Source organism: Pseudobacillus sp. FSL P4-0506 (genome assembly GCF_038003025.1).
In the GTDB taxonomy this organism is placed as follows: domain Bacteria; phylum Bacillota; class Bacilli; order Bacillales; family Domibacillaceae; genus Pseudobacillus.
The window spans coordinates 2,671,836-2,694,595 of sequence record NZ_JBBOOI010000001.1 but is presented as its reverse complement, the minus strand read 5'-3'; the positions used below and the strand labels follow the sequence as shown (position 1 = coordinate 2,694,595).

The window sequence follows — 22,760 nt, the reverse complement described above, 5'->3', positions numbered from 1 at the left end:
GAGTGGGTGATATAATTTGGGATTGCAAAATAATGATCTAAAACACGGACTAAAAACAAGACACGTAACAATGATTTCTATTGGTGGGGTAATCGGTGCAGGGCTGTTCGTAGGAAGCGGCACAATGATCACACAGGCAGGACCTGGGGCATTATTGTCTTATATTATTGCAGGATTGATGATCGTTCTTATCATGCGGATGCTTGGTGAAATGGCTGTTGTGAATCCTGATAGCGGTTCCTTTTCAACCTATGCACACCAGGCAATCGGTCCTTGGGCTGGATTTACTATCGGTTGGCTCTATTGGTTTAACTGGGTCATTATCGTTACAATTGAAGCAACCTTGTTAGGAGAAATGGTGAACAACTGGATACCTTCCATACCTATTTGGGTACCAAGTGTTATCTTTCCTATTTTGATGACGATTACAAATATTTTTTCGGTTAAAGCTTACGGAGAATTTGAGTATTGGTTAGCCTCTATTAAAGTAGCAGCCATCGTTATTTTCCTCGGTTTAGGCGTAGCTATCGTTTTTGGACTTATTCCCGGCGTTGAAGTTCAGAGCTTTTCCACTCTGGCTACAGTCGATCAATTTTTCCCTCATGGTTTTATACCGGTGCTGCTTGGAGTTATCTTTATCACATTCTCGCTATCTGGAAGTGAAGTGGCGGCTATCGCAGCCGGTGAATCAGAAAATCCAGAGAAAAATATCATTAAAGCAATAAACGCTGTAGTTTGGCGCCTTCTTCTTTTCTTTGTTGGATCAGTTGCTGTGCTAATCATGGTCATTCCGCAAGGAGCTGAAGACTTGCTTAAAACGCCTTTTGCCAGCGTATTTGATATGGCAGGCCTTCCTGCTGCAGGTCAAGTAATGAACTTTGTTATTTTTATTTCCTTGCTTTCTGTTTTGAATTCAGGACTTTATACAAGTTCCCGTATGGTATATTCTTTATCGAAAAAAGGTTCCGCTCCTAAATTCTTATCCAAGGTCAACGAGAGAGGAATTCCTATCTGGGCATTAGCAGCTAGTTTATTTTTCGCTTATGTCTTCACAATGTTTAAATTCATTTCTCCTGATACGCTATTTGTATTCTTAGCAAATAGTTCAGGCGGCGTAACGATCATTATGTATATTTTTATCGCCTTCTCTCATATACGTTTACGAAGAAAAATGGAAAAAACAAATCCAGCGGCGCTAAAAGTAAAAATGTGGTTGTTCCCTTACTTAACTTATGCAACTATCTTTGTCTTATTAGTTATCTTTGTCGCTCAGGCTTTCATCAGTTCTATGCGCTTACAATTCTTCCTTACTACCATTTTGACCATTCTCGTTATCGGCTCTTACTTTCTTTTCTATAACAAAAAAGAAATCGTTCCAAATCTGTCTCAAGCAGATCTGAAGAAAGTCGAAACGGAAAATTGATAAACAACACCTCCACCTTATGGATGCTATTTCTCATAAGGTGGAGGTGTTTTATTAATAGCCAAATCTCTTAATCTTAGCAAAATGGTTAAAATCCAAAGCCGGTTTTTATCTTACAAACATTCATGATAGAATAATGATAATTAAGTAAATGATTGGAAAATCAGGCAAGCAAATCACCTGAAGGAGACTGCCCTTTAACTAATTGAGTTGAATCTCGAGCCAGAACATCCGCTAATCCTTCAATTCTTGGGCCGACAAGCACTTCGCTAGAGAAAGAGCCCTAGATGAAACATTCGTCATTACAAAATCAAAGGAGGAATAATTTTGATCGATTATATTTCTTTAGATATAAACATCCCTATTTTGCGCCAACTTCCTCCTCCGTTTGCTTCTGCCGCCATTTTATTTCATCCTTTTGTTCAAATGCCTGCTGGATGGAAACAAGCCCAACAAAAGTATCCAAATCATCACGTTTATCCAGACGATAGGGAAATCATAGAGCTAGGCAGTCCTGTTTCATGGAAGAAGATAATGCAGCAAAGTGGCCTGTCTAGTTTTGCGGAAGTTGCTACTGCTTTATCTGATAATTGGCTTGATAGAAAATATGCAAAGCCCCATTTAGCAAAGAAATTGGACGCTGCCCTTCATGAAGACCTCTTTTGGCCGATGGAGGACACAGTATGTATCCTTCTACTGAAAGATATTCTAGATACCTTCTCTTCGAAAGGAGCAGAATACTTTTATTACGCTGATCCCATTGAAGGTAAAAAAGGGAGAGTGAGAATTACAGACATTACGCCATTTGAACTACCTTTTCTAACACTCAGCGAGATGATCATTGCTGATGAAAACATGGACTTCGCTTTTATGAGTGAGTATGATGCTTACACAACCTATTTTTTTGCGAAAGATGAAAACATCCATACAATAATTAAGCAAAAGGAATGGGAAGCCCTTATTTGTGATAAAGAAACAACCTCTGCTTGGTTTTTATCAGAATAATAATCGTAGGTCGAGAAACTAAAAAAGATAATAAAATTTTAAGCCGCCACATCTTACATATTGCTATTTTTCTTTAGAATAGAATAAGAATAGACGGGGACCATCAGCCAAGCCTTTATTTTTTTACAACCTTGTAATCCCCCCTTGACTGTCCCTGAATAATTTCAAGTTAGCTGCTCGATTACAGAAGTGCGTTATTTTAGAAGCCAGAGTTGCCATCAGACCGGAAACCCGATGGTCTAAAACTAAAAATGACGATTCTCCAAAAAGCGATGTTTATATTAGAAAGAATCATCGCTGCATGGGAAATTGCTTCGTCATCTTCATTTCTCTCATCTCGTATGGGCCTGTCCCCTTCGGCTCATTATAATTTTTTCTTTCCCCTCCATGGCCGTTTACAGCTCCAGATGCAGAATATATAGCTCTCCATTTTTCCCCATCGCACGGATCCCTTTATCTTTAAACCCGCCTGATTGATAGACACATTGGGCTCTCTTGTTTAAATGGTTAACTCCCAAAACAATTTCATTTTTATCGGGAAAGTTTTCTTTTACAAACGAGGGCAATAATTGAATAGACTGTGTAGCTATTCCTTTTCCTTGCAAGTTGGCGTTGACTGAATAGGCTCTCAAAAGAATAGCATTCCTATTATCACTATATGACTTGACACCTTCCCAGCCGTGAAGAACGAAAAATCCAGCTGGTGTTTGATTGTAAAGAATAACAACAGGAGTGCGCTCACTATCTGTTTCACATATTGCAAGAGCATCAGCCGGCAACGAAGTGTACTTTTGCTGCTCCTCTGGTAAATAATACTCTTCTAGCTTTTCCTTATATTTAAATTTATAGAAGTCCAACGAAATCTTCTCTTTTTGAACAGTTGCCATGCGTGTGGATCTCCCCTCGTTAAGGACATGTATGTGTTTTTGTTTTATTGTAAATATTTACTTTTTGGTGTTCAAGTCGATGGATGGAAAAAACACCTAAATAAACGCTCTTTGAATAACTCGACCGGTAAAAAAATTATACTTGCCTCCCTCTTCTTTTTCCAGCTCCTTTCTGTTAAATCTTTGTTAAGCTGAAAACTACAACATTTTCAAAATCTATTGATGTGTAACTGTAATTAAGTGTGCTACGATTCTAGTATTCTTGGAGGGAGGAAAAATGAGAATAAATTTGTACAGTATAGCCGCTCTATTAGGTAGCATTTTAGGTGCCTTTTTTCTTAAAAAGGCAGAGAGACGTGTTTATCCATTCGCCCTGCAGCATTCAAGCCTATCCCCGGCAGAAGCATCAAGTCTGCAGATTAACATGGGCTTATCCTATGCTAAGCAACGAAAGTATAAGCAAGCGACCGAATACTTTGATCAAGTGTTTCATGAACAAATGACGCAGGGGTTTGTTTATGATCCTAGTTTCAAAGAAAGAATTCAAACTTATTTAAAGAGTCACCAGAAAGAAAAAGCAAAGCAGGTTTTATTCATCATGTTAGGCAATAAAGAAAAAGATAAACGATACAAAAAACTGGAAAAGACATTCTCTTTCCTATTAGATTAAAATGTCAATTGTAGACTTAGAATAACGATGGATTAAATGACTGATAATATCCTTGATAAACGAACAAAAAGAAAGAGCGTGTTTTGAAAAGAAGATTCATCAAAACACGCTCTTAATATATTTCAATCGAATGATTCTTTTATAAAGCTATCATCCTAATCCAATTAAAGCGCATGATAGTTGAAGAATGAGATTAAAGCCTTTCTCCAGGGTTTATTCTTAAGCTTAATTTTCGCTGTCTGGGCAAAATTTAGACTCTTAGCGAGCCGCGAAATCCCCTGGAAGAATAGTAAGATTCTGCTCCATTGTGATACACGAAAACGTGTCCGAAGCGGTAATCGCAAAAAAGAGCCCCGCCGAGTTCTCTAATATCAGAGGGTGTCTGCACCCAACTCGACGTTTTCATATCAAAGTTTTCTATCTTCTGCAACGCTCGATATTGTTCTTCCGTTAATAATTCAATGCCCATGGCAGTTGCCATATCCATAGCATTATTTTCTGGTTTATTTTTTTTCTTGATTCTAGCCCTTTGCGGTCATAACAAACACTTCTGCGACCTTTAGGACTTTCCCTTGAACAATCATAAAAAATATACTCGTCTTTCTTTTTATCATAATCAACAACGTCTGGCTCACCGCCTGTTCTTTCCATTTCATTGAGCGACCATAGTTTCTCAGTATTAGCTTCCAGCTTTTCTTGGATTTTAGCCCACTCAAGACCTTTATGGCGGTGCACGTTTTTCTCAAAACGAGCTTTCAATTCACTGAGTAATTCTTCACGTTGTTCTAGTGACAATTCTATTATCATGTTAATGTCCCCCTCACTGTATTTACTTATGATAATTTACGTATATGTAAATGGTTGGAATGAAGCTTTGCAACATCCACAACAAAAAGAAACGTTTGGCTCCGACACAAAATTTGATCAGGTTTTATTAAGAATAGTCAATCTTTTTTGTTAATTATTCAACAAGATATGCCCAACACTTCAATAACTCCCGCTTTCAGACACACTGAAGTCCTCCAACTGCTAAAGCTTGTTTATAAGAAATAGGGTTATCACAATAATTATATCTACCAAATCCCTGCTAATCAAAATTTTACCATAAAATGATTGGGTTATATTTCATTATTTTTTACGATGCTGATCATTAGGCCTCATTCATCTGCTAGTTTAGTTCCATTCCCAAAGAAGAAACCAGTGCGGTCATATAAACGTAAAAACGCCCCTCCTTTCAGATTTTCAACCTAAAAAAAGGGGCAACATTTTGAGAGCTTATTGGTATAAAAGTAAGCTCTTTTTTGAAAAACACTCGTTATTTTACTGGGGATAATTCGTTTTCAGTTACCCATTTGTGATTTTTTACTTCTTCTCCATTAGTAGTAGAGGTGTAATCGACCATATAGACAGTTGTTTTTTCTGCTGATTCAATTTCAGCAGAAGCTCCTTTCATTCCCTTCATGTGGTCCGCTACTAAGGTAACTTCCGTGCCAGGCGTTAACGTTTTGCTGCCCGCATCTTTCATTTCCTCTTGAATGACCCATTTATGGTTTTCTACTCTCTTTCCACCAGTATTCGGGGTATAAGAAACAACATAAGCTGTCGTTTCATAAGCCCCTGCTATGGTTGCTTTGGCCCCTTTCATTCCTTCCATATGATCGGTTTCAAGAATAGCCTCGCTTCCCACTTTATAAGTTGGATGATCTGCTGTTTTTAACCCTTTTGGAGTTTCGCCCGAACTGGAATGACTCATCTCTCCATGATCCATGTCTTCCATCTTTTCAGTATGCTCTTTATTGTCCGTTCTTTTCTTGCTTTCCTCCTTATCATTGGAACAGGCCCCCAGTATGAGGATAAGAGCGGCAAATAATAGAATCAGCGCTTTTTTAAGCATAAACATCTCCTCCTTTAATGATCGCTTCTCATCATAACAAGGAAGTTTGCAGAAAATATGGAGCTGTCTTCTCTATTTTTTTATATTGCTTTCTTCCTTAAGTGGGCTCTCTGCATCCACCCACTTATATCCAACTCCCCAAACCGTTGAAAGATATTGATCGATCGGAAAGTCTGCATTTCGCAGTTTTTCCCGGATGTTTCTTACATGGGAATCAACGGTTCGATCTTCTGTAAAGGCTTCATCTCCCCAAATGCTTTCAAGCAGGTTGGGACGCGAGAATACCTTATTTTGATTATGTAGAAACAATCCAATTAAAGAAAATTCTTTTGGGGTCACTTGAATATCCTGTCCTTTGTAGATTAATTCATGAGCCGTTCCATCCCAGAGAAGACCTTTAAATTCAATTTTCTGGTTCTCCCCGTTTTTTACTCTCCTAAAAATAGCCTCAATTCTAGCAAGCAGCTCAGCTTCGTCAAATGGTTTTGTTATATAATCATCCGCTCCTATCTTTAATCCTTTTACTATATCTGTTGTCTCGTTTCTTGCGGTTAACATAATGATAGGAAGAGTAGAGAATCTCCTAATCTCTCGGCACGTATCCCAGCCATCCATCTCGGGCATCATTACATCTAAAAGAATTAAATCAACTTTGTTCTTCTTCACATATGAAACAGCTTTCAGCCCTGAATTTACTTTGATGCACTCGTAATTCGGCGATAAATAAATGCTTAACAGATCAAGCATTCTCTCTTCATCATCTACAAGCAATATCGTTTTCATTTTGTTGCCTCCTTCAGCCAAATCAAAAACAATGACCCCTGATTAATTTTGCTGCTAACCTCAATCCTGCCTTGATGGGCTTCTACTAACTCCTTTACAATGGACAATCCTAAACCGCTTCCCCCCAAATCTCTGGACCGCGACTTGTCGACTCGATAAAAACGGTCAAAGATAAAAGGAAGGTCTTCCTTAGGAATGCCCACTCCTTCATCTTTCACCGCAATGACAACGTCATTTTTTTTTCGCTTCACAGAAATGGTTGTTTTCGTATGTGGGCAGGAGTATTTCATCGCATTATCCAACAAGTTAAAAAGAATTTGTTCAAATCTTAAAGGATCCATCAAGACATACATCTCTTCTCTGCATTCCATTTCCAGCTCGATCCCTTTCTCTTGAAAAGCCGGAAGCATTTTTTCACAGACAGTTGTTAAATAAGGACAAATCTCCACTTTCTTTCGGTTAATAATAAAAGAGTTGCGATCAATCTTGGCAAGATCAAACAAGTCCTTCATCAGAGCGGATAGCTTCTCTGATTCTTCATAGATAATATCGAGGTACTTTTCTCGATCTTTTTCTTCAATGTTTTTTCTTCTGGCCACATCAGCATATCCTTTTATATAAGTCAAAGGGGTCCTTAACTCGTGAGAAACACTTGATAAAAACTCGTTTCTTTGTTCCTTTAAGTGCTTCAGATCTTGAGCAAGAACTGTGATAGACCGTGATAATTCACCGAGTTCATCTTCCCCGTGTTCCGGCAGCCGGACAGAGAAATCTCCCTTGCTTAGCTTTTCTGTAGCTCGTTTCATTTGAATAAGGGGAGTCGTTAACGCTTTTGAAAGAAATAGAACCGTCGTGATTAAAAGGATAATCGTTACTGCTGCAGCAAATAGAAAATGCTGATTTAATTTTGAAATTAGGCGTTGTACCTGATCGGTGCTTTTGAACATATAAATATATCCGCTTTGATTCTCTCTCGTAGTATAAGGACTGACGGTAGAAATGTATTTTTCATTTTCCCATCGCCTTTCAAGAATTTCCCCTCTGCGTGGAACTTCTTCCAGCTTTTTGGCTATAATTTTCTTTTCCTCATTGTCTATGTTAGAAGAACTAATAATAATTTTTTGTTTGCCGTCAGTAATAACCACTTCTGTATCAGCTTTCCATTCCATTAATGCAATGTGATGCAGCGTTTTTGGGCTGTAGCTATCCTCCAGAACCTCCCTATGGCTATTCCCTCTTGCAAGGAGGGAGTCTAATTCTTCTTCTACCCTGCTTTCGACAAGACCAGTATGTAAAACAAAGAATAAACAAATTTGAATCATTACCATCACAAAGAAAAACCAAAGACCTAACTTTAATGTTATTTTATTGATTGCCATCACCGCTTTTCAAAATTACTGTCTTTATCATACTGAAAAAATCATATTAAATTGTGCAGTTTTTAAGGACTTTTCATTAAATCGTTAGAAAAATAATAAGAAGGGTAGACTCTAATTGACTAATATCATGAGGAGGATGCTTTATGAACACAATGTATGAAGAATGTATCAAAGCTTGTCTGGAGTGTATGGAAGCGTGCAACCATTGTTATGACGCCTGTTTAAAAGAAGAAAACGTGAAAATGATGGCTGACTGCATACGATTAGATAGAGAATGTGCAGACATTTGCGCACTTGCGGCAAAATCGATGCAATCTAACAGTCCATTCGCCAAACAAATCTGCCAGTTATGCGCAGACATTTGTGAAGCCTGTGGAAACGAATGTAAAACACACGATCATGAGCATTGTCAAAAGTGTGCTGAAATGTGCTTCCGCTGCGCGGAACAATGCCGTCAGATGGCATCATAATCAGATTGAGCTAAAAAACCTGTATCCGCTATTAGAAGCGGATACAGGTTTTTTATGATAAATTCTTTTCTGCCTCAGAAGATGGGAAGAAGAAGATTAGGCAGATTTAGGCGCATCGTTATTATAGTCGCGCCCTTTAAAAATCAACCGGTCTAACGAGCAAAACTTGCTTCCTGTGATAGCAAGAGAGACAGCCATTGCCAGGAATGCGAGATCCAACTCATATCCTGCTGATTGCCCGTCCCCTAAGAAACCAGCAGCCAGTTTCACTTTTAAGATCGCTCCAGCCATTAATAGAGCAAAGAGCGTCGAAATAATTTTAGTGCCTAAGCCGGCGATTAATGCTATTCCGCCAACTGTTTCTAAGAAAGCAACCCCATAAGCAAGAAAGCCTGGCAATCCAATGCTTTCAAACCACCCGGTGATGTTTTCAATGCCCCCCTGGAATTTTGTTAGTCCATGCACAAAGAAGGCTATTCCCAATACAACGCGTAAGATCAATGCACTCCACTCATATTTGCTTGCCATTTTCACCATACCTCCAGGTCATTTTTTTATTAACCAAATTGCCATACGCTGTGACTTAAGTTTCCATATCGATAGCTTCGGTGAAGGAGCTCGGCTGTTCTCTTGTCATCTGCTGCTCCCATAGCATAGAAAATTGGAATAAAGTGCTCTTTTCCATATGGAGGCACAGCCAGACGTGCTGTAGGAGCTAAAGTATCATAATGAAAGAGAGTATCTAACTCCCAACTTTGCAAATGACGGGCCACCCACTCATCAAAATCTACGGCCCAATCATCTACGGCCCCATAATCTGCAGCCATGTTTACCGCTCCAAGGTTATGCACAGTTCCCCCGCTGCCAATAATTAAAATATCATTTTCTCTCAGTTCGACCAGTGCTTTTCCAATCTTGTACTGCTCTTCTGGTGTGAGACGGGAATTAACAGACATAGCAACAACAGGAATATCAGCCTCTGGATAAAGCATCCGAAGAATCACCCACGCCCCATGATCCAGTCCCCTTCTCTTTTCTATTTCATAAGGGATACGATGTTTAGTGAATAACCCTTGAATTTCTTTGGCAACGTGCTTATCACCGCGAGCTGGGTACTGAATCTGATACAATGCTTCCGGAAAACCGCCGAAATCATAGATCGTACTGTACACATTAACGTCGCTTACTTTTTGGACAGGAGACTCCCAATGGGCCGACAGCAGTACAATGGCTTTGGGACGTACGAGTGTCCGGCCCAATTCCGTCAGAAACTGTGTATATTCATTGTCTTCAATAGCCAAAAGCGGCGCTCCGTGAGCGATAAAAAAAGATGGCATCATCCTTATTTTCCTCCTGTATCCTTTAGGTTTGTATATTAGTATGTTTCTTTTCGATCCATTTGTTTACTGTAAATAAATTTGCTGCTTCTCTTGATGAACTCAGCAATTATTTAGCCTGCCCCGTTTAAAAATATCCCCTCACGCTTGAATATAAAAAATTCTCTATCTTCCTAACGGCTAATAGTGAATCTCGCCCATTATTTCTTATTATTCTCTGAATGAAGAACCAGATAGTGTAAGCTCCATTTAGCTGGATCTATGCTGTTAGCGAGTTTACCTGCCTTTGATCTGCAGTTACGCTTTTATTTCCCTATGTGAATAATTGTTTTTTATAAGATAACAAACAATTTCATAGAACGTCAACTGTTTTTTTGTTAATATAGAATTAAGTTTCTTATTAGAAAACAACTGAGGGGGAAGAAGATGGACATCGGTTCAAACATCAGAGCGATCAGAAACAGAAAAAAAATCACCATTGCACAAATGAGCGAAAGCACGGGACTCTCCAAAGGATTTATCAGCAATATGGAAAACAACAATACGTCTCCCTCTATCACTACATTGCAAACAGTCGCTAACTTTCTTCAGGTGCCTCTGCCCTACCTTCTTTTAGAGAAGGACCAGCGTATGAATGTAGTTAGAAAGAATGAGCGGCAATATACGACTCACAAAAAAGAAAACATTAGAGTCGAGCATTTAATATCAAAAGATGGATTAACGCTCCAGCATGTCGAATTTCCGCCGGGAACCTCAACAGGAGAAGAACCGCATGTTCATGAAGGGAAAGAATGTCATCTGGTATTGCAAGGTAAAATTCTCGCTGAACAAGGAGAGGATTCGTTTATATTAGAAGAGGGGGATTCGTTTAGCTGGAATGCTTGTGCCCCGCATTTTGTTAAAAATATCGGTGACCAAACAGCCATTGTTTTAATTGCTGTTTATACAGAATAATAAAAATAGGTAGTATCCCTAGTCATGAAAGTTCTGCCAAACGTTGATATAACAACGTTTGGGAAGATTTTTCTTTTTATCCCGCTTTGTATTTTGTGGAAAGAGAAAGAACTATATGAGTTTATTGTTGAAGCTGCGAGTATAGCTGGCCTGGAATCAGAAGAAGATATAACTGAAGAGTGGAGGGAATGGTAAAAAAAAACAGTATTCTTTTTAATGCCTATAATCGAGGATTATGTTAATAAAAACCTTAACCCAAGAATCAGATTGTCAATAGACGGTCCGTTTTAGAGATTTGAATGTTATAACATCAGGCATATTAAACAAACTGATCTAAGCTTCTATTTATTAGAAAGCTTTTATTGCATGTGATCCTATTCTACTTCTTCCTGCTTTCACAAGTTCGAGCCTTGGATGTGATTCGCTGATTAGCGAGCAGACTGGTGTATCATCCGAGAGATGAAGGGCCATTACAGGCTGTGCGACACCGACCATCAACCCGGTATTTCTACATCTAATTTCGTAACCTTTCTTAAACACCAAATCCTCCAGTTCATCAAGCGTTCTTACACCTCCTAGTGAGCGAATCACTCTGCTCTCCCCCTTTTTTTGTCATACATAGGTATATTCCCACAAAAAATTACAAATTCCTTCCATGTGTTAACAAATATAAAAGCCCCGCTTAATAGAAGCGGGAAAAGTATTTTAGCTATCAAACGGTGATATTTTTTGCGCAGTTCATCCTGCTCTGCTTTTCGCGCTTCAATATCACTTCTTAAAAATAAGGTTTCTCTATTAAGTTTTTTCACTGGAGTAATCTTTTTAGTTGAAATTAACGATTTCATTTTTTGTCTGGTAACACTCAGAATTTCTATTGCTTCTGAAGTGGTCAATACTTGCTCAATAACGAACCGTTCTATTTCTTCGCGATTCTTCAAATGATATTCCATTTCCTCACCGTTTCCTTTCTGGTACCAGCAACTTTATAACAAAGAAAATGATCCATTTTTTTAATGTTCCCCTTAAAACGAATACATTTATCTACAAAAAAAATAGGTAATACTTTATACAAGTACAATGCAAAGAAAAATTAAAAGATCATCGAATAATCATCCGGTTGGTTTTTTATCCATACTTAGTTAAGGAAATAGAAAGAGAAATACTTCCTCGATTACAAAGGGCAAAAATGGTAAAATAAGTTATTCGTTATTTATTAAAAGGAGTGTAATATGTGACCAAATGGGGTTGTTTATCTGGAGTAATGGTTACAGTTGCATTTATTCTCTATCTTGTCGTGCATGGCTATGAGGAAAGAAATAAAAATATTTATGAATCTGAAGTTATCTTTAGCAACGAATCCCCAAACCACACCAATATAATCGAAGCTAGACTAGTGGTTAAAGAGTCAAAAGGATTGTTAGCATTTAAAGAAGTAACAAACTATTTCACAAGAATTTATTATGGAAAAAAAGGAAGTGTTTTAGAAACATATAAAGAATTGAAACCTTCTGAATCTATTTCTTCCCTTGATGAAGTTAAAGTCCACTGGGAAGGAGAAAATATGGCCACAGTAGAAATAAAGAAGGTACATGAAACAGAACATGTTAAAATATACATTCCAAATTAGTTAATAGAAGCTTCTTTTAATGCCCTCAAAATATAAAAGCCCCTGCCCGTTGAGAGCAGGGATCAATCGGAAATATTCGGGGTGTGACTCGATCGAACAATAAATAAATCCCCGCGCTAAAAGATCGAGAGTTTTTAATAAATTATTTCTCTTGTCTATAACTCATAGTGTTCTATAAATAAACGAGTGTGTAATACTGGAGAAGGATGGTATACACTTAGATATGTTTAATTATTTTCGCTGGATTTCCGCCAACCACTACATTATCAGGGACATCTTTTGTTACTACTGCCCCGGAAGCAACTACTACATTATTACCTATTTTCACACCGGGATTGATCACCGCTCTCCCACCAATCCACACATTGTGACCGATATGTACCGGCAGCCCGTATTCAGCGCCGCTAATTCTTTCCCTCGCATTTAGTGGGTGAGCAGCTGTATAGATATGTACTCCTGGAGCGATAAAACAATTGTCTCCTATTCGAATTTCACATACATCTAAAAATACACAGTCGAAGTTTGCATAAAAGTTTGCACCGACATGAAGATTGTAACCATAATCACAACGCAAGGTGGGCTCGACATATATATTTTCTCCCGTCGAACCAAAAAGTTTTTTTAAGAGCTCTGTACGCCTGTTGCCTTCCGTTTCTGTTGTCTGATTAAAAAGCCTCGTTAATCTTCGTGCGTTCTCACGTTCTTGTGTCAGTTCTGAGTCATCCGCAAAATAAATTTCTCCACTCAACATTTTCTCTTTTTCTGTTTTCATAACGGAATCTCCTTAACTAAGATGGATTTTTCTTATTTTATAAGACTGTATCGTATGAGGAAGAACTTTTAACATCCAATTATAAAATAATCTTTACCCTAAAACAGCTAAATTCACGATACAATAGGCTTCATTGTGACCTATCAAGAATTACTCATTCATTTTTGGACACTTGACAAAGTATCAAAGTTTAATATTACAAGGATAAAAAAGAGCATAATTGAAATAAGAAACTACAAAAAAGAACCTCAAATTGATAACGTCTTTAATCTAAATAAGAATAAAGAGTGTCTTTCTACGGTAGCAGTCTTGTTAGTAATTTATTAAATTTGTTTGGACTGATTATTTCATGTGTAATGAATTCACCATTATAAAACAAACCAAAAGTTGTCCAAATTACAGGTGAATGTTGTGCTTCATCTTTAGTTGTGATCTTATAAGTTTTAAAAGGGACATTTTTGTTTTCTGCTATTTTCTTTAATTCTTCTAATACACCAACAGCATAAGGACACTGTGCTGTGTAATAAATAGATATGCCTGTATCATCCGTCAAAGTCTCTACCTGCTTATTAAAAGAAGGTACGGTCGCTTGTTCATTCCACTTTAATGCTATTAATTGAAAATAAGGTTCTGCTTCGTCTACTAGCTCAAACCCCATATGTTCAAAGAAACGTTTATCGCTTAAATACGGGTAATTTTTCTTGCCTACAATATGTACAATCCCATCCATGCCACGATGGATAGCCTCTTCTTTGCAATGATTTAATAACTGCTTTGCATAACCGTTATTTTTATATCTTCCTGAAACCCACAAGCAGTTGATATACATAAAATTTGGTGCTTGAATAGGAACCCACGCCATTTCGGCAGGTAAATATTCTATAAATACTTTTGCCCGTTCATCTAAGCGATAAAAAACCAACCCTTCATCCATTCGTTCTGTTAGCCAATTCTTTTTCTCAGTTACTGCATTTTCATATTGTTTTGCTCCTAATGCACAGCATATGTGTTCCGTTTCAATATTATTTTTGGAAATTTGAATGAACTCCATATCGTTCCCCTTCGAATTCGATAATTTAAAGTATTATTATATAAATTAGAAAAATAACACTTTAATATTCATACGTTCTTAAAGATTCATAGGTTTCATTCATTGGATATAGACAGCTTTTCCGCGAAATTTTAACTAGCCCCACGTTTGCGCAGATGACGCCCTCCTATACTCCTTTTTAGTGTAAAGAAATCGAGGGCTCATCCATCCTAACAATTCCTGATTATTTCCTTCATTTAAGCTATCGCCTTGGAATAAAGTCTGATTAAACGTACGACAAAAACCGCTTATAACACAAATAAAAAATACTCTATTTTGAAAAAGGATTGATCAAAATAGAGTATTTTTAATGGTACACATAAATGGTTGTGAATGCCTCTTATGTCTTCAGCATTCTACCTGTTCCCTTGAATGGACTGTCTTTTGTGACTATAAGGTTAATCCGCCATCTACAAGAACAATTGAACCAGTCATGTAGCTTGCTTTATCTGATGCTAAGAAAGCAACCATTTCAGCGAGTTCTTGAGGATCAGCATAACGCCCCATTCTCATGTTGGAAACCTCTTCTGGAACGTATCCACCTTTTGCAAACTGAGCTTCAACACCTGTTGTTAAGGCTGTTTTTACCCCGCCAGGACAAAGCGCATTAATGCGAATGCCTTTTTTCGCATACTCTAATGCAGCTCCCTTGGTTAAGCCTACAACCGCATGTTTGCTTGCAGAATATACGGCTACACTGTGCTCAGGACGAACCCCCGCGGTAGAAGCGGTATTAATAATAGAGCCACTTCCCTGTTCCTCCATTACTTTCAACACATATTTCATTCCAAGGAAGACTCCTTTTACATTGATAGACATAATGCGATCAAATTCATCTTCTTCTACTGAAGTAAAAGGAGCGAACTTTTGGATAACACCTGCATTGTTGAAAAATATATCAATACGTCCATATGTTTCAACCGCTTTATTTACATAGTTTTGTACATCTTCCATTTTCGAGACATCTGCCTGAACGAAGATCCCTTGTCCACCTTGTTCTTTTACAAGTTTTAACGTTTCTTCACCTGTTTCCTGATTGAAATCGACTAATACAACTGTTGCCCCGTTACTAGCGAGTTTCAAACTGCTTGCTCTTCCGATTCCACTTCCTGCACCAGTTATTACAGCAATTTTATTTGATAATTCCATGTTTACTTCCTCCCTGCTTATCCTTCTTACTCCATAATTTTATTGCTTGTTTAACAATAAATATTGTATTATTTTACGAATAATAGTATTTATTTAATTATTTTTGAGCTGTATCAAATAAAAAACTTGAACGGAGCTTACAACAGATGGAGATAGCCATACAGGATTTGCCATACATATGTGACATTATTTATAGAGTTCATAACATACCGGTTTATTATGTTAATCAATTTGGGGAGATTGAATATGAATTTTCAAGTGGAGACCTACGGGATAATCCATATTACTATTCATTCAAAGAGCAGATAAGCGTATATACGTATGAAGATAACCCGACGGATTTTCCTATCTTTTTTTCGAATTCAAATTTGAACTTTTTCTTTGTCAATCTAAAAGAAACAAGCCTATTTTTAGGCACCATTATTTTAGGTCCTACTCTTGAATCGGAAATATCCGAGGAAGATATTAGCAAGATCATGGATGCTTTTAAAGGAAGCCTGAATAAAAGGAAGCTCATTGAATATTACCATTCCATCCCTATTATTGATCATCAGCAATTCCTAACGATTAGTCTATTGGTTTATTATTTGGTGTACCATAAAAAGCTAGATCAAACGATGGTGATCCAAAACAATCAAGCGTTACCCCTTGATAGGATGGAATCAGAGAATCCCGATCTTGAACTTTCAAAAGGGAGAAGGGATCTCATTTTTCATTCCAATCTTTCATATGAACGAGTTTTGCTCGAGTATGTCAAAAACGGGCGGGTAGATAAATTAAAGGACATCTTCGATTACTCTATTGTGGGGGAGGCGGAATTAGGACTATTGTCGAAACGAAATCGCCTAAGAAGTGAGAAAAATTTAATGATAACTGGAATTGCTCTTGTTTGCAGGGCGGCCATTGAGGGTGGTTTAAACGATGAAACTGCCTTCACCTTAAGCGATTTCTATATTCAACATCTTGAAGAATTAGGAAGCTTAAAAGCTATACTGAAGTTAACGGAAGAAGCTATAGTGGATTTCACCAATCGTGTGCACCGATTAAATAATGAAAAATATTCTCCAACCATAACAGCTTGTCAACATTATATTTATGACCATCTTTATGACGATATCGCACTTGATGCCCTTGCACAAGTCTGCCGTTTAAGCCCGAATTACTTATCGTCACTTTTCAAGAAAGAGGTTGGTCAGCCAATAAGTGAATACATTCAACGGCAACGGATTGAAGAAGCAAAAAAGCTATTACTTTTAACCAATTATTCAATTTCGGACATTGGCACATGGCTGAATTTCAACGACCAAAGTTATTTTATCAAGATTTTTAAAAAGTACACGGGTTTAACCCCCAGACAGTTTAGAAATGATCATTGCTCCGATCGTGAATCGACCTAATGATCTATCAAGGAAATTTAAGCACTAACTTATTTTATGCTGAGGATATCAGACCGACTATGAGGAGGAGCATTACTGAGCTTACTTAATCTTACAATGAACGGATGAATAAGACGGATTGAAAAAGGAGCCAGTTGTATTCAACAAGAATTTGGTCCTATCAGCGAAGTGACATTTACATTCAATAATGGAGCGAAGAAAAAGAAAATGGTAGAGATGGAAGAACGATTAAAGATTACTTTTCCAGAAGACTATAAAGAGTTTCATTTCATGCATGACGGGGCGCATTTATTTATCGATGAGCAAGCAGGCACTCGTTTCGAATTACTGTCTCTAGAAGAAATAAATGAATATAGGAAGTATATGGACTCCCCTGATGGCTGGTATCCTATTGCCTATGGCTTTGAAGGCAGTATACTTTTGATCGATTCAATTAGGATAAATAAGACTAAAAGAGCCAATGATTATTTATTTTGGATAGACTCTACAGAACCCTTTGAGGACTCTGTTCCTCTCAATATGACCTTTGAGATGTAGCTCGACTATTTTGTCATGTCGCAAGGTACGAAGTTTTGGGAGTGGAGAATTTATGTTAGTGAACATTTTTATCAAGCGAATGATCTTAATGAAGATTGAAAAACACCCTCGTTAGGGAGCTTTTGGATTTATCTCTGACCTGGTCTAAGGAGAAAAGACTTAACGAAAGATCTCCCTCAATATCACCTTGAATTTAGGTTTGAAAGTAACATCCACTATGGTTAAAAAGCGCTCTCTATCGTCTTCCAGAAACAAACGAATTTGTGCGCTCTTCCTTGTATCTCTGACAATTTCTATATTTGTAACGGACTGAAAATCATAGTATAAGACCTCTTCTTCTCCATCATTTACAGAAAGAATGAACCGATTATAGAAAGGAGAAATGATCACTTTAAATGTCCTATTTCCTTGACGAAAGGTAAAGGTGGATTCATTTTGCGAAAAAGGATCCTTGTCATTCTTTTTTATTGGGCTGCATTGAAACAATGAAATAAAATCTAATTCCTCAGGATAATGTTCCATTCTTTTTCCCCCTCTTCTCTTTATAGACGTAAAATTTAACCTAAGAAGTTCATACTTCTTTCTCTTTTTATATCAATAAAAGCCTGCTATTGTCTTCTTCTGCTTTTACATTCTTCCTCTTTCGGATTCCCAATATATAGGCTGGTTTAATTCGTAATGTAACCAAAGATCCCTACCGAAGTGCATAAAGGATGAAAGTTGGCCTTTTCAATGAAGTGTGCATGAAATTTATTCATTTGTAAAAACTACCCCTAAACGACTTTAGGAGTGTTATTGTTGAAAAATCAATTAAATCTTATACTAAGTGTCCTTATAGGCAGCACGGTCATATCATCAGTTTTTAGTATAGTCATGCTTGTCCTTACCATTAAACACGATAAAAAAATGACTGGAGGCAGATTTTAGTAGGGCGAAAATAGGGCACTGCTTTTTATTTTTAAAATGACTCACCCATTCAAGTAGTGGCATCTGTTCAACAGGCTAGGATGCCTCATCCTGAAGGTAGCTTTTTCTCTTTTCCCAGGTTCCTTTTCTTCTATATAAGCCTGCTACTCCTTCGCTAGTCAAAGATTCTTGTGTTTTATATGCTAAAGAAATTTATTGATTGAACCAATAAGGAATATATTTGAATTTTACACAATAATCTCTTTGATTAGATGTCATAATCTATAGTTTCTCCCGCCGGAAGTAAGAAGAGAAATTTCTCCTAAACTACCAGCCTTCAAGGCTATCCTCCGACCCATTGTAAAGCTGCTTGAAAAAAATAAAAAACAGCCCTTAAGCTGCAGGAGCTGTTTTCTCTTCTTTTATGGCAATATGGCAAAAGACCTTACTGGAAATCCTGACGCTTTTTCCGGCTTAGGAACGATATTGAAAATAACGGCACCTTTGGCAGGAACCTTGTCCAAATTCGTTAATAATTCTACTTGATATGTATCTTGTTCTAAAACATAATACTCACCCAAGAGTGAGCCATTTTTTTTGAAGTCAACAGCTGAATCCGTATCAAATGTTTCATGGCCAACCGCTTTAATTTTTCTCTCTTCAAACAAAAATTTTAAAGATTCTAGCGACCAACCGGGTGCACGGTTATCGCCATGAACATCTTTATTTTCAAATGCTTCTCTATTTGGCCAGCGTTTGCTCCAGTCTGTACGCAGAGCAACAAATGTTCCTTCTTCAATCATTCCATATTCTTCTTCAAACTTTAAAATATCAGCTATCCCTAAAGTAAAGTCATGATTTTCTTCTACCTCCTTCGATTTATCAATGACAATTAGGGGCAAAACAAGCTCCTTTAACTCTAGCCCATCTAAATATCGTGTATTCCGTACAAAATGAATAGGGGCATCCAAATGTGTCCCATACTGGCCTGCAAATTTAAAGCTTTGAGCGAAAAACCCATCATCGTGAGTAAATAATGTATTAAATTCTGCGGAATCAAACGCTGCAAAATGTGGTGAATCGGGACCAAATGTATGAGTAAGGTCTATCCATTCTTTTTCCTTAATTAGATTAAATGCTTTCAATAATTCATTTGACACCTTAATCCCCCCGTTAAAAAATTCACTGCAAAACTTCCTTCTAAAGCAAGAAACTTTGCATTTCTATGGTTGCTCTCCTCTTTTTATTCTCTATGGGCAAGAACACCAGTAATTCCAATTACTATTAAACACCTACTTTTCTCTAAAAGTCAAAATAATTGTAAAATTACAATTTTATTGTTGGCAATCCAGACAAATAGAATCACTTTCATCTTCCTCTGCTTTGATAAAAATAGGCTATGATCGAACAAATATGCTAAATAGTCTTGTCTTTATGAAAATTCAGTTATAATATATTAGATAAATTACAATATAACATAATTCCTAGGAGGAGATGCCTTGAAAGTTTTTGATTTGCACTCAGATTTATTTACAGACATTGCCTGGAGAAAAAGCCGAGGCGAGAAAAGTGTTTTTGACAGAGTTCATTATCCAAAACTAAAAGCAGGTGGAATCACATCAATTATCTGTGTTTTTTGGGTGGAACCCAAGTTTGCCAATCAATCCTATGAACGGTTTAAGCAACTGCTGACATATGTTATGGAGGATTTAAATTCTTCAAAACACGCCGCCCTCTCCCCTCCCTCTTCTCGCGAAAAAAAGCTTGTGGAGACAGAAAAAATCAACATTTATTTAGGCCTTGAAGGCCTCACATTTATGGAGGACTGGGAAGGAGAAACCACCCTATCAAAAATAGAAAACGCCTTCACTTACCTTAGTGAACATAAGATCATGCACTCCATATTTGCGTGGAATGAACACAACTTTTTAGCAACTGGTACAGGAGCTGATTGTGTATCATCATTCAAAGGCCTTACAGATTACGGAAAGATTGCTGTTGCCTATGCAAACAGACAAAACTGGGTACTTGATGTCTCTCACCTAACTGAAACTAGCTTTTGGGATATGTATAATACTACTAATCATCCTGTTATCGCTTCTCACAGCAATGCAAAATCGATCTGTATGCACGAGCGAAATTTAACCGATGAACAAATAAAAGCCATTGCCCACAGAGGAGGGATGATCGGCCTGAATGCTTATGGGGCATTTGTCGATGAAGAAGAGCCAACGATTGATCGGTTCATTGATCATGCCGTCTATATTGCCAATCTTGTCGGCCCGCAGCACCTCGCCTTCGGCTTTGACTTTGTAGATTATCTTCATTCTTACGATTTAGGAACCGCTTCTCCTGTATATACGAAAGGCTTAGAGGATGCATCCACCGTGCCGGATCTTCTCGAAAAAATGAGCAAAAGAGGTTTTACAAATGCAGAATTAGAAGCCATTAGCTTCGAAAATGCTCATTCTTATATTACAAATCATTTAATCAAGAGGGGGAGCATAAATGGGACAAACACTTATTCAAGCAGATGATACGTTAACATTATGGGGAATTATCGTTGTGTGGGCGTCTGTCAGTATTTACTTAGAACAACGGTATAGCTGGGCATCCAAAATATCAGGTGCCATCATTGCTCTTATCGGTGCCATTGTTTTGTCTAACACTGGCATCATTCCAACAGAATCACCGGTATATGACTCGATATGGGGAGTGATCATTCCTTTAGCCATTCCGTTGCTTCTCTTTCATGTAAATATTAAACAGATATGGCGAGAGAGCGGCAAACTGCTTATCATTTTTCTATTAAGCTCCATCGGAACGGTGGCAGGAACGATCGTCAGTTTCTTTTTATTAAAAGACCACATTCCCTACCTTGATAAGATTGGAGCAATGATGAGTGCCTCTTATATCGGTGGAGGCGTTAACTTCGCTGCCATGGCCGCAAAGTTTGAAGCACCTGGCGAATTAGTTTCCGCTACAGTAGTTGCCGATAATTTAATGATGGCCATCTACTTTATTATCTTGATGATTATTCCGACACTTTCATTTTTCAGAAAACGGTACAGCATGCCCCATGTCTTGGAAGTAGAAAGCGGCAACTCTAATGAAGATGGCAAAACTTTAGCAGAAAGCTTTTGGAAAAGGAAGGACATTTCCTTAAAAGATATTGCCCTTTCTGTCGGTACAGCCTTTTTACTCGTTATTATTTCATTTAAAATAGCGGAGTTTTTCGATCAATTGATTCCATCCGGTGAAAACTCTTCTCTTGTGATGAACTTGCTTAATGGCCTTGTAGGAGACAAGTACCTGATGCTTACAACCATTACTTTTATTATTTTGGGGCTATTCCCGAAATACTTTGACAAGATTAATGGAAGCCAGGAAATAGGCACATACCTAATTTATTTATTCTTTGTGGTGATTGGGATTCCAGCATCTATCCCTCTCATTATTAAAAATGCTCCTTTGCTGCTGGTGTTTGTGTTTATCATTGTCATGATTAATATGATTATCTCACTAGCTGCCGGAAAGTTGTTAAAAACGAACCTCGAAGATATCATTCTAGCAAGTAACGCTAACATCGGCGGTCCAACTACTGCAGCCGCATTAGCGATTGCTAAAGGATGGAAAAATTTAATTGGGCCTATACTTGTCGTCGGAACACTCGGCTATATTATTGGCAACTATGTTGGCACATTGTTAGGTTTCTGGTTTTCTAGTTTAATATAAGTAAATTTTACCCGGCATTAATAAAATGCCGGGTCTGTTGTATAATACAAGCATACAAATAACCGAACTGAGGGAGATGCCATGTTTGACGGTACAAAGATTCGTGACTTGCGAACAGCGCAAAATTTGTCTTTAAAAGCACTAGCAGAAAAGTCAGGTGTAAGTGTAAGCATGATTAGTCAAATTGAACGCCGAACGACGGATCCGACTCTGACTACTCTTTACAAACTTTGCAAAGGTTTGGATGTTTCTATTTCATCGCTCTTGGAAAATGATGAACAATCTACGCATATTATTCGAAAGGAAGAGCGAAAAACCCTTACTTTTCCTCTGTCTCATTCTAAATATCAATTATTGACTCCTATTACAGAGGGAACAATTGAAATGATTATGATTCACTTGGAACCCGGTAAAGAAAATCAACAACTTATAGAGCATTCCGGTGAAGAATGCGGCCTGATACTCAAAGGACAGATGACGGTTGTTCTGGGAAGCAACGAATACATTTTAAATGAAGGGGATTCTATTCGCTTCAAGAGCACTATTCCCCATAGATTTTTCAACCACTCCAATGAAACCGCTGTCTCTGTATGGGCTATGACCGGACGGGTATTATAAATGGATCTCGGTCGCTGTTCAAGGGGGAACGTCCACCCATTCCAATCATCTATTATCCCTTGCCGCTATACTCGCTATAGCGGTTTTGTGTTCGTTCATCAGACTGTTATATGGCATGAAGAAGTCT

At 37.8% G+C, this 22,760-nt stretch carries 25 protein-coding genes and 1 pseudogene; 12 read left to right on the top strand and 14 right to left on the bottom strand.

What is annotated here, in order from left to right; translation table 11 throughout:
* Window positions 1-16 precede the first annotated feature (16 nt).
* Both MKZ02_RS13630 and MKZ02_RS13625 read left to right on the top strand, forming a co-directional pair.
* Window positions 17-1,423 (top strand): amino acid permease, encoded by a 1,407-nt coding sequence (locus MKZ02_RS13630; protein ID WP_406908639.1) that lies wholly within the window; start codon window positions 17-19, stop codon window positions 1,421-1,423.
* 327 nt (window positions 1,424-1,750) lie between these two features.
* Entirely contained in the window at window positions 1,751-2,428 is a 678-nt protein-coding gene (locus tag MKZ02_RS13625) for a DUF2711 family protein (protein ID WP_340854022.1), read from the top strand.
* A 395-nt stretch (window positions 2,429-2,823) separates the two neighbouring features.
* Here MKZ02_RS13625 and MKZ02_RS13620 read toward each other — a convergent pair whose 3' ends face one another.
* Window positions 2,824-3,315 carry a GNAT family N-acetyltransferase gene (locus tag MKZ02_RS13620; protein ID WP_120031448.1) on the bottom strand — a complete coding sequence of 164 codons (492 nt, stop codon included), beginning with the start codon at window positions 3,313-3,315 and terminating at the stop codon, window positions 2,824-2,826.
* Between the two features lie 277 nt (window positions 3,316-3,592).
* On the opposite strand from MKZ02_RS13620, the gene MKZ02_RS13615 reads away from it, so the two are divergent.
* Window positions 3,593-3,985 (top strand): hypothetical protein, encoded by a 393-nt coding sequence (locus MKZ02_RS13615; protein ID WP_340854021.1) that lies wholly within the window; start codon window positions 3,593-3,595, stop codon window positions 3,983-3,985.
* A gap of 250 nt (window positions 3,986-4,235) precedes the next feature.
* On the opposite strand, the pseudogene MKZ02_RS13610 reads toward MKZ02_RS13615, so the two are convergent.
* The 4 genes and pseudogenes from MKZ02_RS13610 to MKZ02_RS13595 all read right to left on the bottom strand — a co-directional run bounded on the left by MKZ02_RS13610 (window position 4,236) and on the right by MKZ02_RS13595 (window position 8,041).
* Window positions 4,236-4,792, bottom strand: a pseudogene (locus MKZ02_RS13610) (DUF4256 domain-containing protein).
* A gap of 508 nt (window positions 4,793-5,300) precedes the next feature.
* Window positions 5,301-5,879: a YdhK family protein gene (locus tag MKZ02_RS13605; RefSeq protein WP_406908637.1), complete on the bottom strand. Its 579-nt coding sequence runs from the start codon at window positions 5,877-5,879 to the stop codon at window positions 5,301-5,303.
* A gap of 72 nt (window positions 5,880-5,951) precedes the next feature.
* A complete protein-coding gene (locus MKZ02_RS13600; RefSeq protein ID WP_340854017.1) occupies window positions 5,952-6,662 on the bottom strand; it encodes a response regulator transcription factor in 711 nt (236 codons plus the stop codon).
* A complete protein-coding gene (locus MKZ02_RS13595; RefSeq protein ID WP_340854016.1) occupies window positions 6,659-8,041 on the bottom strand; it encodes a sensor histidine kinase in 1,383 nt (460 codons plus the stop codon). The genes MKZ02_RS13600 and MKZ02_RS13595 overlap by 4 nt, the downstream gene beginning before the upstream one ends.
* 143 nt (window positions 8,042-8,184) lie before the next feature.
* Here MKZ02_RS13595 and MKZ02_RS13590 point away from each other — a divergent pair, with 143 nt between their 5' ends.
* Window positions 8,185-8,511 carry a four-helix bundle copper-binding protein gene (locus tag MKZ02_RS13590; protein ID WP_340854014.1) on the top strand — a complete coding sequence of 109 codons (327 nt, stop codon included), beginning with the start codon at window positions 8,185-8,187 and terminating at the stop codon, window positions 8,509-8,511.
* 96 nt (window positions 8,512-8,607) lie between these two features.
* On the opposite strand, the gene MKZ02_RS13585 is transcribed toward MKZ02_RS13590, so the two are convergent.
* Both MKZ02_RS13585 and MKZ02_RS13580 read right to left on the bottom strand, forming a co-directional pair.
* Complete coding sequence (locus MKZ02_RS13585) at window positions 8,608-9,039, bottom strand: DoxX family protein (protein WP_340854012.1); 432 nt, start codon at window positions 9,037-9,039, stop codon at window positions 8,608-8,610.
* A gap of 29 nt (window positions 9,040-9,068) precedes the next feature.
* A complete protein-coding gene (locus MKZ02_RS13580; protein WP_340854011.1) occupies window positions 9,069-9,851 on the bottom strand; it encodes a dioxygenase family protein in 783 nt (260 codons plus the stop codon).
* Between the two features lie 423 nt (window positions 9,852-10,274).
* On the opposite strand from MKZ02_RS13580, the gene MKZ02_RS13575 reads away from it, so the two are divergent.
* Together MKZ02_RS13575 and MKZ02_RS13570 are read left to right on the top strand one after the other, a co-directional pair.
* On the top strand, window positions 10,275-10,802 hold the full coding sequence (locus MKZ02_RS13575) for a helix-turn-helix domain-containing protein (RefSeq protein ID WP_120031462.1): 528 nt from the start codon (window positions 10,275-10,277) through the stop codon (window positions 10,800-10,802).
* Window positions 10,803-10,826: 24 nt separating this feature from the next.
* Entirely contained in the window at window positions 10,827-10,997 is a 171-nt protein-coding gene (locus tag MKZ02_RS13570) for a hypothetical protein (RefSeq protein WP_340856477.1), read from the top strand.
* A gap of 153 nt (window positions 10,998-11,150) precedes the next feature.
* Here MKZ02_RS13570 and MKZ02_RS13565 read toward each other — a convergent pair whose 3' ends face one another.
* Window positions 11,151-11,393, bottom strand: a complete 243-nt coding sequence (locus MKZ02_RS13565) for a hypothetical protein (protein WP_120031464.1) — start codon at window positions 11,391-11,393, stop codon at window positions 11,151-11,153.
* Window positions 11,390-11,752: a helix-turn-helix domain-containing protein gene (locus tag MKZ02_RS13560; protein WP_340854009.1), complete on the bottom strand. Its 363-nt coding sequence runs from the start codon at window positions 11,750-11,752 to the stop codon at window positions 11,390-11,392. Before MKZ02_RS13560 ends, MKZ02_RS13565 begins: the two co-directional genes overlap by 4 nt.
* Before the next feature lie 281 nt (window positions 11,753-12,033).
* Here MKZ02_RS13560 and MKZ02_RS13555 point away from each other — a divergent pair, with 281 nt between their 5' ends.
* On the top strand, window positions 12,034-12,429 hold the full coding sequence (locus MKZ02_RS13555) for a hypothetical protein (protein ID WP_340854008.1): 396 nt from the start codon (window positions 12,034-12,036) through the stop codon (window positions 12,427-12,429).
* Between the two features lie 217 nt (window positions 12,430-12,646).
* Here MKZ02_RS13555 and MKZ02_RS13550 read toward each other — a convergent pair whose 3' ends face one another.
* From MKZ02_RS13550 to MKZ02_RS13540, 3 genes are all read right to left on the bottom strand, one after another.
* Entirely contained in the window at window positions 12,647-13,201 is a 555-nt protein-coding gene (locus tag MKZ02_RS13550; protein ID WP_340854007.1) for a sugar O-acetyltransferase, read from the bottom strand.
* Between the two features lie 295 nt (window positions 13,202-13,496).
* The gene (locus MKZ02_RS13545) at window positions 13,497-14,252 is read right to left on the bottom strand and encodes a GNAT family N-acetyltransferase (protein WP_120031473.1); all 756 of its coding nucleotides are present in this window, start codon (window positions 14,250-14,252) and stop codon (window positions 13,497-13,499) included.
* Window positions 14,253-14,681: 429 nt separating this feature from the next.
* The gene (locus MKZ02_RS13540) at window positions 14,682-15,440 is read right to left on the bottom strand and encodes an SDR family NAD(P)-dependent oxidoreductase (RefSeq protein ID WP_120031475.1); all 759 of its coding nucleotides are present in this window, start codon (window positions 15,438-15,440) and stop codon (window positions 14,682-14,684) included.
* A gap of 146 nt (window positions 15,441-15,586) precedes the next feature.
* Here MKZ02_RS13540 and MKZ02_RS13535 point away from each other — a divergent pair, with 146 nt between their 5' ends.
* Together MKZ02_RS13535 and MKZ02_RS13530 are read left to right on the top strand one after the other, a co-directional pair.
* Window positions 15,587-16,837, top strand: coding sequence for a helix-turn-helix domain-containing protein (locus MKZ02_RS13535; protein WP_340854003.1), 1,251 nt, complete (start codon window positions 15,587-15,589; stop codon window positions 16,835-16,837).
* Between the two features lie 168 nt (window positions 16,838-17,005).
* Entirely contained in the window at window positions 17,006-17,374 is a 369-nt protein-coding gene (locus MKZ02_RS13530; RefSeq protein WP_340854002.1) for an SMI1/KNR4 family protein, read from the top strand.
* Window positions 17,375-17,533: 159 nt separating this feature from the next.
* Here MKZ02_RS13530 and MKZ02_RS13525 read toward each other — a convergent pair whose 3' ends face one another.
* On the bottom strand, window positions 17,534-17,896 hold the full coding sequence (locus MKZ02_RS13525) for a hypothetical protein (protein ID WP_340854001.1): 363 nt from the start codon (window positions 17,894-17,896) through the stop codon (window positions 17,534-17,536).
* 806 nt (window positions 17,897-18,702) lie between these two features.
* Window positions 18,703-19,440: a cyclase family protein gene (locus MKZ02_RS13520; RefSeq protein ID WP_340853999.1), complete on the bottom strand. Its 738-nt coding sequence runs from the start codon at window positions 19,438-19,440 to the stop codon at window positions 18,703-18,705.
* Between the two features lie 339 nt (window positions 19,441-19,779).
* Between MKZ02_RS13520 and MKZ02_RS13515 the strand changes: the two genes are divergently transcribed.
* The 3 genes from MKZ02_RS13515 to MKZ02_RS13505 all read left to right on the top strand — a co-directional run bounded on the left by MKZ02_RS13515 (window position 19,780) and on the right by MKZ02_RS13505 (window position 22,633).
* Window positions 19,780-20,817 carry a dipeptidase gene (locus MKZ02_RS13515; RefSeq protein ID WP_340853998.1) on the top strand — a complete coding sequence of 346 codons (1,038 nt, stop codon included), beginning with the start codon at window positions 19,780-19,782 and terminating at the stop codon, window positions 20,815-20,817.
* Window positions 20,789-22,015 (top strand): DUF819 family protein, encoded by a 1,227-nt coding sequence (locus tag MKZ02_RS13510; RefSeq protein WP_120031483.1) that lies wholly within the window; start codon window positions 20,789-20,791, stop codon window positions 22,013-22,015. Before MKZ02_RS13515 ends, MKZ02_RS13510 begins: the two co-directional genes overlap by 29 nt.
* A gap of 81 nt (window positions 22,016-22,096) precedes the next feature.
* Entirely contained in the window at window positions 22,097-22,633 is a 537-nt protein-coding gene (locus MKZ02_RS13505; protein WP_120031485.1) for a helix-turn-helix domain-containing protein, read from the top strand.
* Window positions 22,634-22,760: the final 127 nt, after the last annotated feature.